This is a genomic window from Mycobacterium sp. 050128 (assembly GCF_036409155.1).
GTDB lineage: Bacteria > Actinomycetota > Actinomycetes > Mycobacteriales > Mycobacteriaceae > Mycobacterium.
Genome location: NZ_JAZGLW010000007.1, coordinates 45,775 through 58,642, shown reverse-complemented (window position 1 = coordinate 58,642; position 12,868 = coordinate 45,775). Strand labels below are relative to the sequence as shown.

The window sequence follows — 12,868 nt, the reverse complement described above, 5'->3', positions numbered from 1 at the left end:
TGTAGGCCCATCCACACCACGCGGCTGCACAATTTAGCGCACGGCAATGCCTATGCGCCCCAATACGATCCAACCATGCGAGTGCACCACAGCCCTAACGTCACCGTCTCCGCGCAGGACAGCGCGCAGGCAAATGCATCGACGACCTCGCCGCGCTGCTACAGGCGTCCTACCAGATCGCCGGCACCCCAATCAACAGCGGGATCGGGTCACTGGCCCGCGTGCGCGCGTCGTTGCCAGAGCCGCTCGTGGCCGAGCTCGTCGAAGTCCTGCGCAGCGCGCGCAGGATCGCCGACCAGCAGTGACTTCTCCGACGGCTGAAGCCGTCGGCTTCTTTTACGCTGCGGTTGCGGCGTGTAGGGCCAGTCCGGCCCTGAGTATGTTGCGTGCAGCGTGTTCATCGGCTAGTGCGGTGTGGCCGCAGTGTTGGCAGATGAATTCGGCTTGGTTGACGCGATTTTCGGGTGCGGCGTGACCGCAGCATTCACACCCATCCGAGGTGTGCCGGGGGTTGACCTCGATCCATGTGCGCCCAGCGTCTTCCGCTTTGGCGCGCAGTATCGAGACGAACTGACCCCAGCCAGCGTCACTGATTGATCGGTTGAGCCCGGACTTCGCCCGGGCACCATTCGGGAGGAACTGTCCCGGGTTGTCCGGATCAGGTTTGGGCTTGGCGCGGCGAACCATGTTCGCGATCGTGAGGTCCTCGGCCACCAGCAGGTCGTAGCGGGCCACGAGTTCGCGGGCCTGTTTGTGGTGAAAGTCCTTGCGCCGGTGGGCGATCTTACGGTGCCGCGCCGCCACCGTCTCCCGGCGCGCGGCCCGGTTACGGGAGCCACGTTTGGCGCGCTGTAGTCGCCGCTGGGCCATCTGCAACCGGGTGGCCTCCTGACGTGCCCACCGCGGATTAGCGACCGCGCTGCCATCAGACAGCGTCGCATACGTCATGACCCCGACGTCGATACCGACCTGGCCACCGGTGGCCGGCAACGGTCTTGTCGGCACGTCATCGCAGGACAACACCAGCATCCAACGCCGGCCCGCCCGTTTGACCTGGATTGTCTTCACACGGCCCTCGACCCGCCGATGCAGATGCACCTTCACCTGGCCGATCCCTTGCAGATACACCCGCTTGGCCTCGGGCAGCCAGCGGGCCCCGTCACCGTCTTTGGGCCACTGCACGCTGTCGAAGCGGGCCGTGCCCTTGAACCGCGGATACCCGGGAGTCTCGCCGCGTTTCACCCGGCGGAAGAACCCGTCGAACGCCTTATTCAACCGCCGCAGCGTGGCCTGCTGGCTAGAAAACGACCACAGCGCCTGATCCGGTCGCAGACTGCGGATCTCGCTCAGCTGCCCAGACTGATCACCGTAAGAAATCCGAGTCTTGCTGTGCACCCACGCATCCCGACGCTCCTGCAAAGCAGCGTTATACAACTCGCGGTGAGCGTCCACACACGCGGCCAACCCCACATGCTGGCGTGCGGTCGGCCGCAAACGAAACACATACGCCCGTCTCACGCCGACACCCCATCACCGGGACACCGCCAGCCAAACATGACCGCACCCTACGCAACGACCCTGACAAAACCCGCCACCCCACGCTGTTCACCAGCCCCGATCCCCCCGACGGCTAAAGCCGCCGGCGAGCTGCCCTGCCCCCGGAGACCACGGTGTGCGACTTCAACAACGAGGCAAACGTGCACACTATTCACGCGCTCTTTGACAGCGCGATCGCCGCACTGGAACACGGTGCTGCTGCGACACACGTCGCCTAACCTCAGCCCCGTGTGCGGCGTTGCTCAGCGCCGTCAATTGATGTCGCAATAATATTTGAAATCGATTGCCCCACTGCGGGTGTCACGGACGTCTTCATAGATTCGCGGCAGGCAACCGCACGCAACTCGCCAAAATATCTTCGGGGTGTCAGGCCATCTACGATTCGGCGCTGAGCTCGGCGATGAGCTTCTCGATGCGGCGCTGATCCTCCTCGGTGACCGGCTGTTCGGATTCAGCGGCCTCCACCACATCGGGGGCAACGTCCATTGCGCCGGCGGCCTCGTCGACGCTGAGCGCGGCCCCCGAACGTGCCGTGTAAAGGCGCTGGCCTAACGTGGCGCCCGCGGCCGCCGCGGCACGCACCATCAGATCGCCGTATCGCTGCCGGATGAGCCTGAGCGCCCTAATCACCTCTGGTGAGCCTTGGCTGCTGCGCACCGCCCGCGCTGTGATCGCCTCCACTGTCCGTAAATCGGCGAGTACCCGGCGGGCCCGCTCCCCAAAGCTGGCATCGCTGTCGGCCGGTAGCGCATCGGCAGACGCCAGCACTTGATCGACGGCAACCGTGACCGCATCCGTAATCACCGCGCCGGGGTCCGACTCGCTGCGCACTGGTTCGATAGCGCCGCTTACGACACTTGTTCTGCCGTCGTACAGCTTTGCCAGCGCGCCGGGAGGCCACTGGACCACCTGCTCGAGCTTGGCCCTGGTGCGCTCACGGGGCCAAGCCCGCCCCTTTTCAAACGCGATCAGGTTGGGCGCGCCGATGATGCCCTGTTTTGCCAATTCACGCTGTGAGATGCCTAATTCCTCGCGGCGGGCAGCAAACGCCGCACCGGCGCGGGCCACGCCGACCGTCTCCGCGTGGTCGTGCATCGGGTCAGTGTATCGGCTGTCTGGCGCAGACCCATAGAGCTGGCGAGCGACACGTCTGCCCCGCCGATTACGTTTGCTGCTTACGCTGTCGCTTACGCAGGCCCCCATTGTGCTTATGTTTAATGCTTGCGATGCTTACGTTAGGGCGCTAACGTTAGCGCCTATCTAGTGATAACGCTCAGTGGGAGGAGCGACCGTGACCGTACTTTTGGAACCACCGCCCGTACTGACCGCCATCCCATGCGTGGCTGACCCAGATCGCTGGGCCGAAGGCGGCAATGACCCCACCCTCAAGGCCCTGTGCCGGGGGTGCCCCCGCCGTTGGCTGTGCGCGAAAGAAGCCCTACACACGCCGGGCATCGAAGGCTTAGTTGCCGGGATCCACGTCCCCAAAGAGGGCCGCAGGCGCACCTTCGCGTTGCGTCAATTGCAATCGCTGTCCGCCTACGCCGGCTATGCCGACCAGCCCGTCATCCCTTAGCTATGGCGACTCTATTGCGCCCTCTGCAACCCCCAGCGATTCCACCGCGTCGATCGACGCCGCCCACCCCTGACACACCACCACCCGCGCCGTCACCACCGTTCCACGACCCTCGCGACTGGGGGCAGCCACCATCGCCGATGCCCAAATCGACTGCACGGCAAAGGGGTTACTCCCCAACACCGGCGCGCCTGCCGGCATTGCCGGGGGAGCCCCCGTGACCCAGCGGTCCACCACCACCGAGGGCTACTGCGGATTGCTCTGTGCCCAGGAAATCCAGCTCGACCCACACGGGCGCCGACATCGGTGCCGGGTCAAGACAAGATGGCGCGCGACCGCACCGAACACCACCCCGACAGTGCCGCCGGCGCGGCCCCGCACGCCCAACGTGCCTTTCGCGCAAGTCAGGTGGCCAGCCGTGCCATCGCCGGTCCCACGCACCGACACGTCGAAAAACCCACCACTGACACACCGGCCAACTCGAGCGGTGCCATGCAGCTCACCCCATGCACGCACCCTTAGAAACGGACCGAACACACCGACCACATCACCACCGGCGCGGCGGGGGTCCCCGGAAAGGGGCGACCCCCGCCCCCAACGGGCTCCCCCGCGTGACGGCTGTGACTGATGTTACGGCGTGTCATTCTCGGATTCCGCGCGACATACGGCATCCTCCAATGAAGGCGGATATCCGCCTGTGAAGTACGCGGCGGATATCCGCCGCCGGGTAGGCAGAGCGCAGCACCGACTGAAAGGACACCCCCGGCGACTGCCGGTCTCACCAAAATCAGTGCCACACAACCACATACAGCGCCCGCGATAGCACCCTAGACGGCGAAACCCCCGGCCCGAAGGCCGAGGGTACCCGGTTCGAGCTGCAACTCGAACCGATTTGATGCTTTCGCGAAAATCCCCACCTCGAAGGGAATCGTCATGAAAGACGCATTCCACGGTAGCGCACACCTTGTGCACGGTCTAGCAACACCGCCCCGTGGATCGACCCACACCATAGTTCATCCGTATCGCGGCAGCAGTCGATCGTCTCGTCGCCGCGGGACCGCCCGCACCGCGTCGGTCTGGATTCAGCGCGTCGGCGCCCACTGCGTCAACCGCGTCCCACAGATCATCCTCGAACTCGACACCCCCTGGGCGGCCATTCCCTGCTGGACTGGTCGAGCCCAGCGGTGGGCACAGTCAACCGTGCCCACCGCCTACATGCTGCGCTACGACACCCACGTGCGCCCCGCGATGCCCAACAATCCGATCAGCTTGAAAACCCTTGTCGCCGTGGCCGAAGCGCGTGCGTCCTTCGCCGACTACCGAACCGGGCGCGACTGCCGGCCAACCAACGCCCGGCTCGCCCACGTGACGGGACTGTCGGTTCGCACGGTGCAGCGGGCCTCGACCGCGCTGCGACTGCTTGGCGTCGCGACCGAAGTGATGCGGGGTCGTCAGCGCACGCGGACCGAGCGGTTCGCAAGTTGGCGCGTTGGGGATAAAGGTCGCGGATGGGCCTCGGTGTGGGTGTTGCATGATTGCCGAATTCAGTCGCTGTCACCCCATCCCGAAGGGTCTTACTTACTTTTAAAAAACTCACCTAAAGCAGTACTCACTACCCGACCCCGGCGCCAAACCGCCGGTAGCAGCGCCGCTACGCGGCGCCAACGCCCGGAAACCCGGGCACTGACCCTGGCAAACAAATGGGTCGCCAGCGAGCAAAGTCCTCCCTGGGCTCGCCGCTACCGAACCGGTACACCGTGGGCACACGTCTTGGCGGGGCCGGCCCGACACGGCTGGACGGCACGGGATGTCAACACCCTCATCAGCGACTGGGTCGGTACCGGGCATTGGGTGCCGGAGAGTCCGCACAAACCGATCGGTCTGTTGGGGGCGATCCTGGCGGCGCACGGGGATCTCCACAACCGCCCGTCCGCTCTCGACGAGGCACGAGAACACCAAGAGCTCGAGCAGGCACGTGCCCGTGTCGCCGCGCAGCTGGCCGCCCGCGACGCCCACCGCGACAAACGCGAAGCCGGTCGCGCCGCGCTGGCCGGGCCTGGACGCCAAGCCGCCCGCAAGGCACTCGACGACATCCGGCAGCGAGCGCAGCGCCGACGCCACGACAACCCCGATGCACAAGGGTCGCGATGAGCACCTGCCCTCCCCCGCTGCGGCCGAATGATCTTGCCTGTCAACGGGATCCCGAACAATGGTTCAACCGCCGCCGACGCCGCGACACGCTCCGCCAATGCCTGCAGTGCCCGGCGCGGCCCTGGTGCGCTCAGCAAGCGCTGAAATGGCAGGCCTCCTGGGGGATGTGGGCGGCCGTGTGGATCGACGGACGACATGGCGACGCTGCGCCGTACTTGCATGCCATCGCCGCCGACGACGACGTGGTCATCGATTACCGCCCGGCGGTCAGCGAAATTCTCAGCAGCCCTCGCCCGCCAGCGCCCGCACCGCTGCACCGCCCCGTGGTATCCGCCCGGGCGCGCTCGACAGATGCCGCGGTGCTCGCTCGCAGCTGCGGGCACTGCGAAGTCTTCGCCGACGGCTGCCGCTACACGTTCGACCGCATCGTCAGGCGGCACCCCGGCGAGCGAAGCGCTGAAAATCCCAGTCCCACAGCGCTATTCGCGGCATGCGTGGCCTGCGCCGAGATCGTCAACAGTCTCGGCGCACGGTGGGCAACCCGGCTAGGCTATGTCGTCAACGAGGGACGCGATCCCGCAAGCGTGCCGTTCTATTGGCGGGGGTCCCGATGGGTGCTGCTCGACCGCGACGGATGGCTCACCGAAGTGCGCGCCGACGCGCAAAGTGCATAGCCACTTAACCGCGGTTAATTCTGCGCAGCAGGGCGCCGCCGGCGCCGGACCAGAGCCTCCTCGACGAGGTCGGACGCGAAATCTTGCGCGGTGAGAAGCACATCGTCACGTTTGGCTTCCAGCCACGCCTGACGCACCCGCTGCGCCGTGGCCGACCGCAGCCGCAACGTACGCGGCGCCGCACTTTCAACCGCGGCGACGGGGTGTGCAGGTGCCGGCAGCGCACTTACCGAGGCCGCAGGCCCTTCCGTCACTGTGACAGTCGGCGTTACGGGTGTCGTTTCGGCAGGCTCGGTGACTTCCGGTATCCGGCGGGTCTGGGCCCCTGCGGTCGACAACATCCCCAGCACAGCAGCGGCGGTGTCTTTTTTAGGCATGGTGCTTTCCTCGATTCCGTCGGCCCTCATCGACGAGAGCCATGACCTCCACGGTGAAACTTGCGTACGCCTGCGCCAGATCCGGATCGGCGTCCAGGTCGCCCAATACGACCTGATCGCTGACCATCCGTTCGGCGGCGGTTCGCTTCGGAATGGTCGTATCGAAAATCGGCAGGCCGTCGTTGCGCAACGCGTTGAGCGTCTCGCGGCTAATCAGCGTCTGGGACTCATACTTCGTCACCAGCACTCCCAGAAAGGTGGCCGACAGCACCCGATGCTCGCGCAACGTCGCAGACCATTCCAGGAACATGTTGACACCACGCCTGCCCCACTTGCTGGCGTCGGTCGGCACGATGAACCAGTCGGCGGCGTTGAGCGCCGTGATCACTAACTGACCCAGATTCGGCGACAGGTCCAGCACGATCGCGTCGTAATCCCGCGACACCTGCTGTAGCGCCATGGCGAGCTGCTCCTCGCGCCGGTGCATGGTGACCAGTTCCTGATCCAGCTTGGCGACCGCCAACGTGGAGGGCACCAGGTCGAGGTTGTCCAGCCGCGTCTTGCGGATCACCTTGCTGATCGGCGCCCCGTCGCCGATCAGATCGTAGATGTCGAACTCGACATCGTCGTCCGGATCAAACATCGACGTCGAATTGCCCTGCGGGTCGCAATCGGTCAACAAGGTGCGCCATCCCGCACGTGCCATGCCGGCCGCCAGGTTCACCGCGGTAAAGGACTTCCCTACCCCGCCCTTATGGTTGGCAATCGCAATCACTTCAGCTTTCACGATCGTCACTCCTTTAACTTTGCTCACATCTATTAGAGCAAGGTGATCCAGTGTTTTGGTGGCTCGGCGACGGTGTGTCGCCGTGACGAGATCGCGGCGTGATGCAGAGATCAGGTGACGCTGCGACAGCGTGATCGGATCAGCAGGCCACAGCGTGACGGAGTTATCCCGTCACCGTGTCGCCACGTGATCCAGCGATCACATCACGCAGTCGCGCGGCGAGCACAACACCACATCACCCCATGACCACGTGACTAGGTGACTGGGTGACCAGGTGACCAGGTAATCGGATCCCTGCGTGACGCGATCACGGCGCAACACGGTCATCGCGTCACGCGATCACGTCGCCACAGGGCGTCTCGGTGATCAGAACACGTCGTGATCACGCCACCCGGTCACCCGGCCACGTGGTGATCAGGTCACGTGGTGATGCGGCGAGCTGGTGATGGCATCACCGGATGACCGAGCAATCGAGTCACGCGGCGACCGCGTGAGTCGGTGACGTCATCACGCCGTGATCTCGTGATCTCGTGATCCGAACACGAAATGCACTATCACCGTGACGAAATTATCCGGTGACGGGCTCACCCAAACACCGGCGCCAATGCGAGCGCGAACGGGGGAGTACCCGCTGGCAAACCCAACCATCGCTCGAGCGTGATCGCCGTAGCGCCCCGTGGTGCATCGGCAGCAGGTGGGAAACCCGCCGCCCAGCTCCCAATCGACCAGGCTCGCCCCTCGGTGCGCCGACGCCGGCGTCATCGCGTTCCGCCGCGTCCAGGGCCGCGTCGGGACCGCCCACGCCGCGCGTCACGCTCGATCGGAGATTCGTTGATGCGACCGCGTCGGTCGGTGAGGATGACCGGATGTCGGCTGTGAAGTTCGTGCGGCGCATGGACACGGCGACCGACGCAGTCGCCCGCGACCGCAAGCTCATGGTTTCCGTCCCGTAAGCGTGTCGACCTCGCCCGCTGGTAGTTAGCGCCCCACCGAACCCCGGCTTGGGCGGTGCGCAACGAGGCCGCTGACGGGGTAAGTCGTGCGTTCGGCGTGCGGGGGAGGGGCGATCTTCGGCCCTAACGGCGTGGAGGTGAGCCGCACGGGCGCGTGATCGTATCGAGGCGCACCCGATGTGGAGGGCCTAGGCAGGCTGACACCCAGAGCGGCCGCAGGTCGTGACGTTCTGGCCAGAAAGTGCGGTCTCGATGCTCCCTGGCCACAGATTGCACAGCGCGTAGTGACCGCATGACAGTGTTACGGGTTAGCCACTTAACCGCGGTTAAGTCCAATGCGCCCGATCTGGGGCCGAAACCGCATCTCGACGCATCGCCGTGCCGTGTCGCATCACGGAGCCGATTTGCTCGCAGGCAACCCGCCGCCCTCAATGCACCGACAGCGGCCTCCGATGGGCCCCACAGCGGCCGCGGTAATCACGAGGCCGCGCGGGTCGCGGAGCCCAATTCCGCGAACTGGCTACGCAGACCGTCGGCGCGGGCCAGCAAGGTATGCACCGCGTAGGGCCGCGTGCTGTCCAGGCTGAGCACGGTCGGCGCCGTCCGCAGCTCCGCGGAGGCCAAACCAAGGATCACCATGGTCGCCGAGGTGAAGTCGTCGGCGCGGGCGTCGATATCAAGCTCGTCGACCCAGTCGCGTTCCGCGACATCAAAACGGTCGGCCTGGTCTACCAAGCCCGTCATGACCGAGCGCAATTCGTCGCGGCGCGCGCAAAGCCACGCCTGCTCAGCCGGCAACCGTTGACAGCGTTCGCGTTCAGCTTGCCGAGAGGCACGGCTGATCTTCTCGTCGGGCCGGTCATAGCGCAGGAGCGCCTCCAGCCGGTCGATGCGGTCGAGAACCCCTTGCTTGCCGACACCCACTTGGGCGCCCAGTTGAGACAGAAAAAGGCCACGCTCGCGGCCGGCCTTCAAGAAGTACAGCTCGCGCCGCCGATCCTCCCACCACAGCCAATTGTTCAACGTCAGCGCATCGCACACATCGGCTTGCAGAACCCAGCGCGGGATTTCACGATCGCTGTATTTGCGCAGGTAGTCGAGCACTTCACGGGGATCCGACTCGGGGGATTCCGGCAACAACTCGCGGTGGCGGTCATCGACTTTCGCGCGTCGCCGTGCGATCCTGACCACGGCCCGCTCGAGTTCGGACCGATGCACCTTGGGGCGAATGGCCACCCTGTCAGTATTTCACTGACAGATAGACGCCGCAGTTTGCGACACGGCCTGCATAGCGTTGACGCACAAGCCGATTCATGACCGTCACCCGCGGCTATCACGGTGTGGGTCCCGACCCGCGCTCCGCCGCGCACGCTGTGAGCCGGCAACGCCTGAGCGCAGCGCCCAGGTGACTTCCTTCGCGGGACAATACCCTTCGCCAACGCCGGGACGATGGCTCGCACACCGCCGCAGTACACCCGTTGTTTGCCACTTAACCGCGGTTAAGAGGTGCGCGGTGAATCTTGGCAGCTGAACAGGACTTTCACCGTCCAAGGTGGCCGCTCGAACAGATCGGCCACTTTGCCGATCACCCGGACATTTGCGGTCAACAAGCGATTCGCCCCGCGTGTTGAGGCGACAGTCCCACCACCGCACCGTAGACTGCGGCTGTCTCAACCGAAGTACTCCGTATCGACGGGGGAAGCATACGGGAGGCCATTCATGGCTGTTCATGTCGTTCTCAATCAGAAGGGCGGCGTCGGTAAAAGCACGATCGCGGTCAACTTGGCCGCCGTGACCGCCGACGTCCTCAACCGCAACGACGATCCGGACGCGAGCTCACCCGTCGCCGCGGTCTCCGTCGATCCGCAGGGCTCCGCGATCTGGTGGGCCGCGCGCCTCAATGATCTGCCCTTCCACATCGTGCAGGCCCATGACGACCTCGACGGGCTCAAGCGCCTCGGCGAACTCCCCGGGATCGCACACGTCTATGTCGACACCCCCGGGTGGATCGACCTCGAAGCCGACGACAACACCGTCGACCCGCTCGGCCGGGGGCCGGCCGCCGACGCCCTAAGGGTCGTCCTCGATGTCGCCGACCGCGTCATCGTGCCCATCGAAACCGAACCGCTCAGCTTCGATCCCACCGCGCGCACCATCACCAAAGTGATTCAGCCCCGTGGCATCCCCTATACCGTGGTCATCAACAACTGGGATCCGCGCGACGGCCTCCATGATCTCAACGAGACCAAAGAATTCGTCAAAGCCAACGGGTGGCCGCTGGCCCATACCGTGATCCGCCACTACAAGCTGCACGCCCGCGCCAGCGCGGACGGGCAGGTGGTCACCGAGTACCCGGCCAATCGTGTGGCGTTGCAGGCGCGGGAGGATTTCTACAAATTCGCGCTTGAGCTCAACGTGGGCGGGGGACGCTGATGGCACGCGGCCAGCGCACCAATCTCGCCAGCCTCGCAAACACGGTCGGCGACAACTCACCGGTCGAACTGAGCGCCCCCCTTCCCGGCCGCACCACACCGCTGACGGATCTGACTCCCAATCCGCGCAACCCGCGCGATGATCTCGGCGATCTCGCCGACCTCGAGTCGATCGCCGACATGCAGCTGCAGCCGGCCGTGGTCGTCACCAAGGGCGCCTATCTCAAGCTGTATCCCGACGACTCGATCACGACCCGCTTCGTCGTCGTCAACGGATGCCGACGGCTGGCGGCTGCCCACAAATACGGCCGCACCGACCTAGCCGTCGTCCTCAATGATGAGATCGCCCGGGATCGGGTCACCCTGATTTCAGCCTCGATCGCCGAGAACGTCGACCGGCAGGACTTCGACGTCATCGAAGAGGCCAAGGCGGTGGAGTCTTTGGTGCGCGAATGCGGCAGCGCGGTCGACGCGTCCGTCCGGCTCCGTAAGACCCAAGCCTGGGTCTCGCAACGACGGGCGCTGTTGGCGCTGGCGCCCGAGCTGCAAACCGCTTTGCGTCGCGGCGAATTGGCGATCCGGGAAGCCCGCGCGCTGGCCCGGGTGCCCCTCGAGCAGCAAGTCGTGCGATGGCGAGCCGCTCAAGAAAAGAAGACCGACGACCAGTCCAACGGCACTCGCGATCCGCGATCGCCCAGCCCGTCGCGTCTCATCGCCACCGCGCTCAGCGCATTCAACACCAAACCGCAACTGCTTGCCGAGGCGCTGCGCACGCATCTCGGCACCGACGGCGTCAAGACGCTACTTGCGATGCTCGGCGAGGAATCAGCGACGGTCTAGGCACCTCGGCGGTGCGTCACGTGACGATTTACCGCCGCAGGGATTCGTCGTGGTTTCAGCCGCTAGTGACCGGCCCCAACAACGCTCCGCTCGAAGCGATTTCGTTGGGCTATAACTCGGCGCGGTAGTGCCCACTACAGCTGGTCGGCCAGCTCGCCCAGATTGCCCGGCGTCATGAACTGCGCCAGCGCGTCTAAGTAACTGCGCGCCACCGCCCGATACTTGTCGGTCGCCTCGTTGGTGGCACGATCGGCGTCGAGTAGATCCTGCTGCGCAGCGATCAGCAAGCGGTTGGCCTCGGTCAGCGAAACCAACTGTGCGCGAAGCCCATCGACCTCAATGCTCGACGGTGGGGCGACGGTGGCGGCACCGGGCAGCGGCGGAAGCTCATCGGCGTAGACATACCACCGCAAGCGCTCGGGACGCGGCATCGCTCCGCCGCGGATCTCGCCGGACGTGATCGCGCGGATCAGTGTCCGCGGATCCTTCTTGAGCCGCTTGGCGGCCTCCGACAACGACACGACCGGACCGCCCGGTGTGGTTTCCACACCCGGCGGCGGCTGCTTCGCAAGAGTCATCGTCGAATTACGTCGGCCGCTAAGAGCCGCAGTCCTCCTTTAGGACACTATGCTGCTAATTAGAGACATCATAGCGACATGGCGACACTCTTCACGGCCCGATGTGCCTAATTAACGACACAAATGTCGTAAACTAACAACGTCACGACGAGGTGAGGTCGACCCCGCCGAGGTGCCGGAGGAAACGTGAGCAACAGCGAGCAGCGAAAGCTGACAGGCAAGGTCCTAGTTCGCTTTACCAAAGAGGACCTTCAAGCGCTACAGGAAGCCGCCGATCGACAGGGCGTCACCCTGCCGCACCTGATGCGCGAACTCAGCCTGCGCACCCTGGTGTCGCAGGCATCCTGACCCGCCGCGTCGATCCCTATGACACGACGCCCCAAGAGACCGAACACACCCGCCGTGGGGGAGTAACGACGCAATCAGTCGCTCAGGCAAACTGCGCCGGACAAGATCCGCCCAACAGTGCTGGGATGCACCTTGTGAAGGGTGCCCGATCGTGCTCGGCAGTCCCTGCGGCAAATTCCGCCAACACTGCGGCCACGATGGCCGGGCCCACCGCCGACGAGTTGGTTCGGTGCGGTGTGACGTCGCAGCACCCTCCACCGTCGACGGTAAGGCCATCAAGATCGCCTCGATGATCGACGAACACACCCGCGAGTCGCTACTGAACATCGTCGGGCGGTCGATCACTGCGCGGCGGCTCGTCGCCGAGCTAGAGGTGGTGTTCGCCGCGGCGGGTGGTCCTCCGACGGTGTCGCGGATGGACAACGGTCCGGAGTTGGTTTCTCAAGCGCTGCAACAGTTTTGCGATGGCAAGGTCCGAATGTCCTACATTTCGCCCAGCCAGCCTTGGGATAACGGCCACATCGAATCGACGAGGACTATGAGAACCTGGAGCACGAGAGGGTCCGCCAAAACTTCGCCAGCGCGCACGACCTGA

At 65.0% G+C, this 12,868-nt stretch carries 13 protein-coding genes; 7 read left to right on the top strand and 6 right to left on the bottom strand.

Annotated features, from left to right (window positions below; translation table 11 throughout):
- Positions 1-336: 336 nt before the first annotated feature.
- Complete coding sequence (locus SKC41_RS28925; RefSeq protein ID WP_330981226.1) at positions 337-1,503, bottom strand: RNA-guided endonuclease InsQ/TnpB family protein; 1,167 nt, start codon at positions 1,501-1,503, stop codon at positions 337-339.
- A 429-nt stretch (positions 1,504-1,932) separates the two neighbouring features.
- A complete protein-coding gene (locus SKC41_RS28920; RefSeq protein ID WP_330981134.1) occupies positions 1,933-2,652 on the bottom strand; it encodes an XRE family transcriptional regulator in 720 nt (239 codons plus the stop codon).
- A gap of 196 nt (positions 2,653-2,848) precedes the next feature.
- Here SKC41_RS28920 and SKC41_RS28915 point away from each other — a divergent pair, with 196 nt between their 5' ends.
- The 3 genes from SKC41_RS28915 (at position 2,849) to SKC41_RS28905 (ending at position 5,958) form a co-directional block, all read left to right on the top strand.
- A complete protein-coding gene (locus SKC41_RS28915; RefSeq protein ID WP_330981133.1) occupies positions 2,849-3,133 on the top strand; it encodes a transcription factor WhiB in 285 nt (94 codons plus the stop codon).
- A gap of 1,200 nt (positions 3,134-4,333) precedes the next feature.
- Entirely contained in the window at positions 4,334-5,284 is a 951-nt protein-coding gene (locus tag SKC41_RS28910; RefSeq protein ID WP_330981132.1) for a helix-turn-helix domain-containing protein, read from the top strand.
- On the top strand, positions 5,281-5,958 hold the full coding sequence (locus SKC41_RS28905) for a WhiB family transcriptional regulator (RefSeq protein WP_330981131.1): 678 nt from the start codon (positions 5,281-5,283) through the stop codon (positions 5,956-5,958). The genes SKC41_RS28910 and SKC41_RS28905 overlap by 4 nt, the downstream gene beginning before the upstream one ends.
- Before the next feature lie 14 nt (positions 5,959-5,972).
- On the opposite strand, the gene SKC41_RS28900 is transcribed toward SKC41_RS28905, so the two are convergent.
- The 3 genes from SKC41_RS28900 to SKC41_RS28890 form a co-directional block, all read right to left on the bottom strand.
- On the bottom strand, positions 5,973-6,335 hold the full coding sequence (locus SKC41_RS28900; protein ID WP_330981130.1) for a hypothetical protein: 363 nt from the start codon (positions 6,333-6,335) through the stop codon (positions 5,973-5,975).
- The gene (locus SKC41_RS28895) at positions 6,328-7,122 is read right to left on the bottom strand and encodes a ParA family protein (RefSeq protein ID WP_330981129.1); all 795 of its coding nucleotides are present in this window, start codon (positions 7,120-7,122) and stop codon (positions 6,328-6,330) included. The genes SKC41_RS28900 and SKC41_RS28895 overlap by 8 nt, the downstream gene beginning before the upstream one ends.
- Before the next feature lie 1,430 nt (positions 7,123-8,552).
- Complete coding sequence (locus SKC41_RS28890; protein ID WP_330981128.1) at positions 8,553-9,311, bottom strand: hypothetical protein; 759 nt, start codon at positions 9,309-9,311, stop codon at positions 8,553-8,555.
- 483 nt (positions 9,312-9,794) lie between these two features.
- Here SKC41_RS28890 and SKC41_RS28885 point away from each other — a divergent pair, with 483 nt between their 5' ends.
- Both SKC41_RS28885 and SKC41_RS28880 read left to right on the top strand, forming a co-directional pair.
- On the top strand, positions 9,795-10,508 hold the full coding sequence (locus tag SKC41_RS28885) for a ParA family protein (protein WP_330981127.1): 714 nt from the start codon (positions 9,795-9,797) through the stop codon (positions 10,506-10,508).
- Positions 10,508-11,347, top strand: coding sequence for a ParB/RepB/Spo0J family partition protein (locus SKC41_RS28880; RefSeq protein ID WP_330981126.1), 840 nt, complete (start codon positions 10,508-10,510; stop codon positions 11,345-11,347). The genes SKC41_RS28885 and SKC41_RS28880 overlap by 1 nt, the downstream gene beginning before the upstream one ends.
- Positions 11,348-11,481: 134 nt before the next feature.
- On the opposite strand, the gene SKC41_RS28875 is transcribed toward SKC41_RS28880, so the two are convergent.
- Positions 11,482-11,925, bottom strand: a complete 444-nt coding sequence (locus SKC41_RS28875) for a hypothetical protein (protein ID WP_330981125.1) — start codon at positions 11,923-11,925, stop codon at positions 11,482-11,484.
- Positions 11,926-12,111: 186 nt separating this feature from the next.
- On the opposite strand from SKC41_RS28875, the gene SKC41_RS28870 reads away from it, so the two are divergent.
- Positions 12,112-12,273 (top strand): hypothetical protein, encoded by a 162-nt coding sequence (locus SKC41_RS28870; protein ID WP_330981124.1) that lies wholly within the window; start codon positions 12,112-12,114, stop codon positions 12,271-12,273.
- Positions 12,274-12,502: 229 nt separating this feature from the next.
- The gene (locus tag SKC41_RS28865; protein WP_330981123.1) at positions 12,503-12,868 is read left to right on the top strand and encodes a DDE-type integrase/transposase/recombinase; all 366 of its coding nucleotides are present in this window, start codon (positions 12,503-12,505) and stop codon (positions 12,866-12,868) included.

Excerpts from the sequence above, each read along its gene's own strand:
- SKC41_RS28920 (WP_330981134.1), bottom strand. The coding sequence starts at position 2,652 with ATGCACGACCACGCGGAGACGGTCGGCGTGGCCCGCGCCGGTGCGGCG.
- SKC41_RS28905 (WP_330981131.1), top strand. The coding sequence starts at position 5,281 with ATGAGCACCTGCCCTCCCCCGCTGCGGCCGAATGATCTTGCCTGTCAA.
- SKC41_RS28900 (WP_330981130.1), bottom strand. The coding sequence starts at position 6,335 with ATGCCTAAAAAAGACACCGCCGCTGCTGTGCTGGGGATGTTGTCGACC.
- SKC41_RS28885 (WP_330981127.1), top strand. The coding sequence starts at position 9,795 with ATGGCTGTTCATGTCGTTCTCAATCAGAAGGGCGGCGTCGGTAAAAGC.
- SKC41_RS28880 (WP_330981126.1), top strand. The coding sequence starts at position 10,508 with ATGGCACGCGGCCAGCGCACCAATCTCGCCAGCCTCGCAAACACGGTC.
- SKC41_RS28875 (WP_330981125.1), bottom strand. The coding sequence starts at position 11,925 with ATGACTCTTGCGAAGCAGCCGCCGCCGGGTGTGGAAACCACACCGGGC.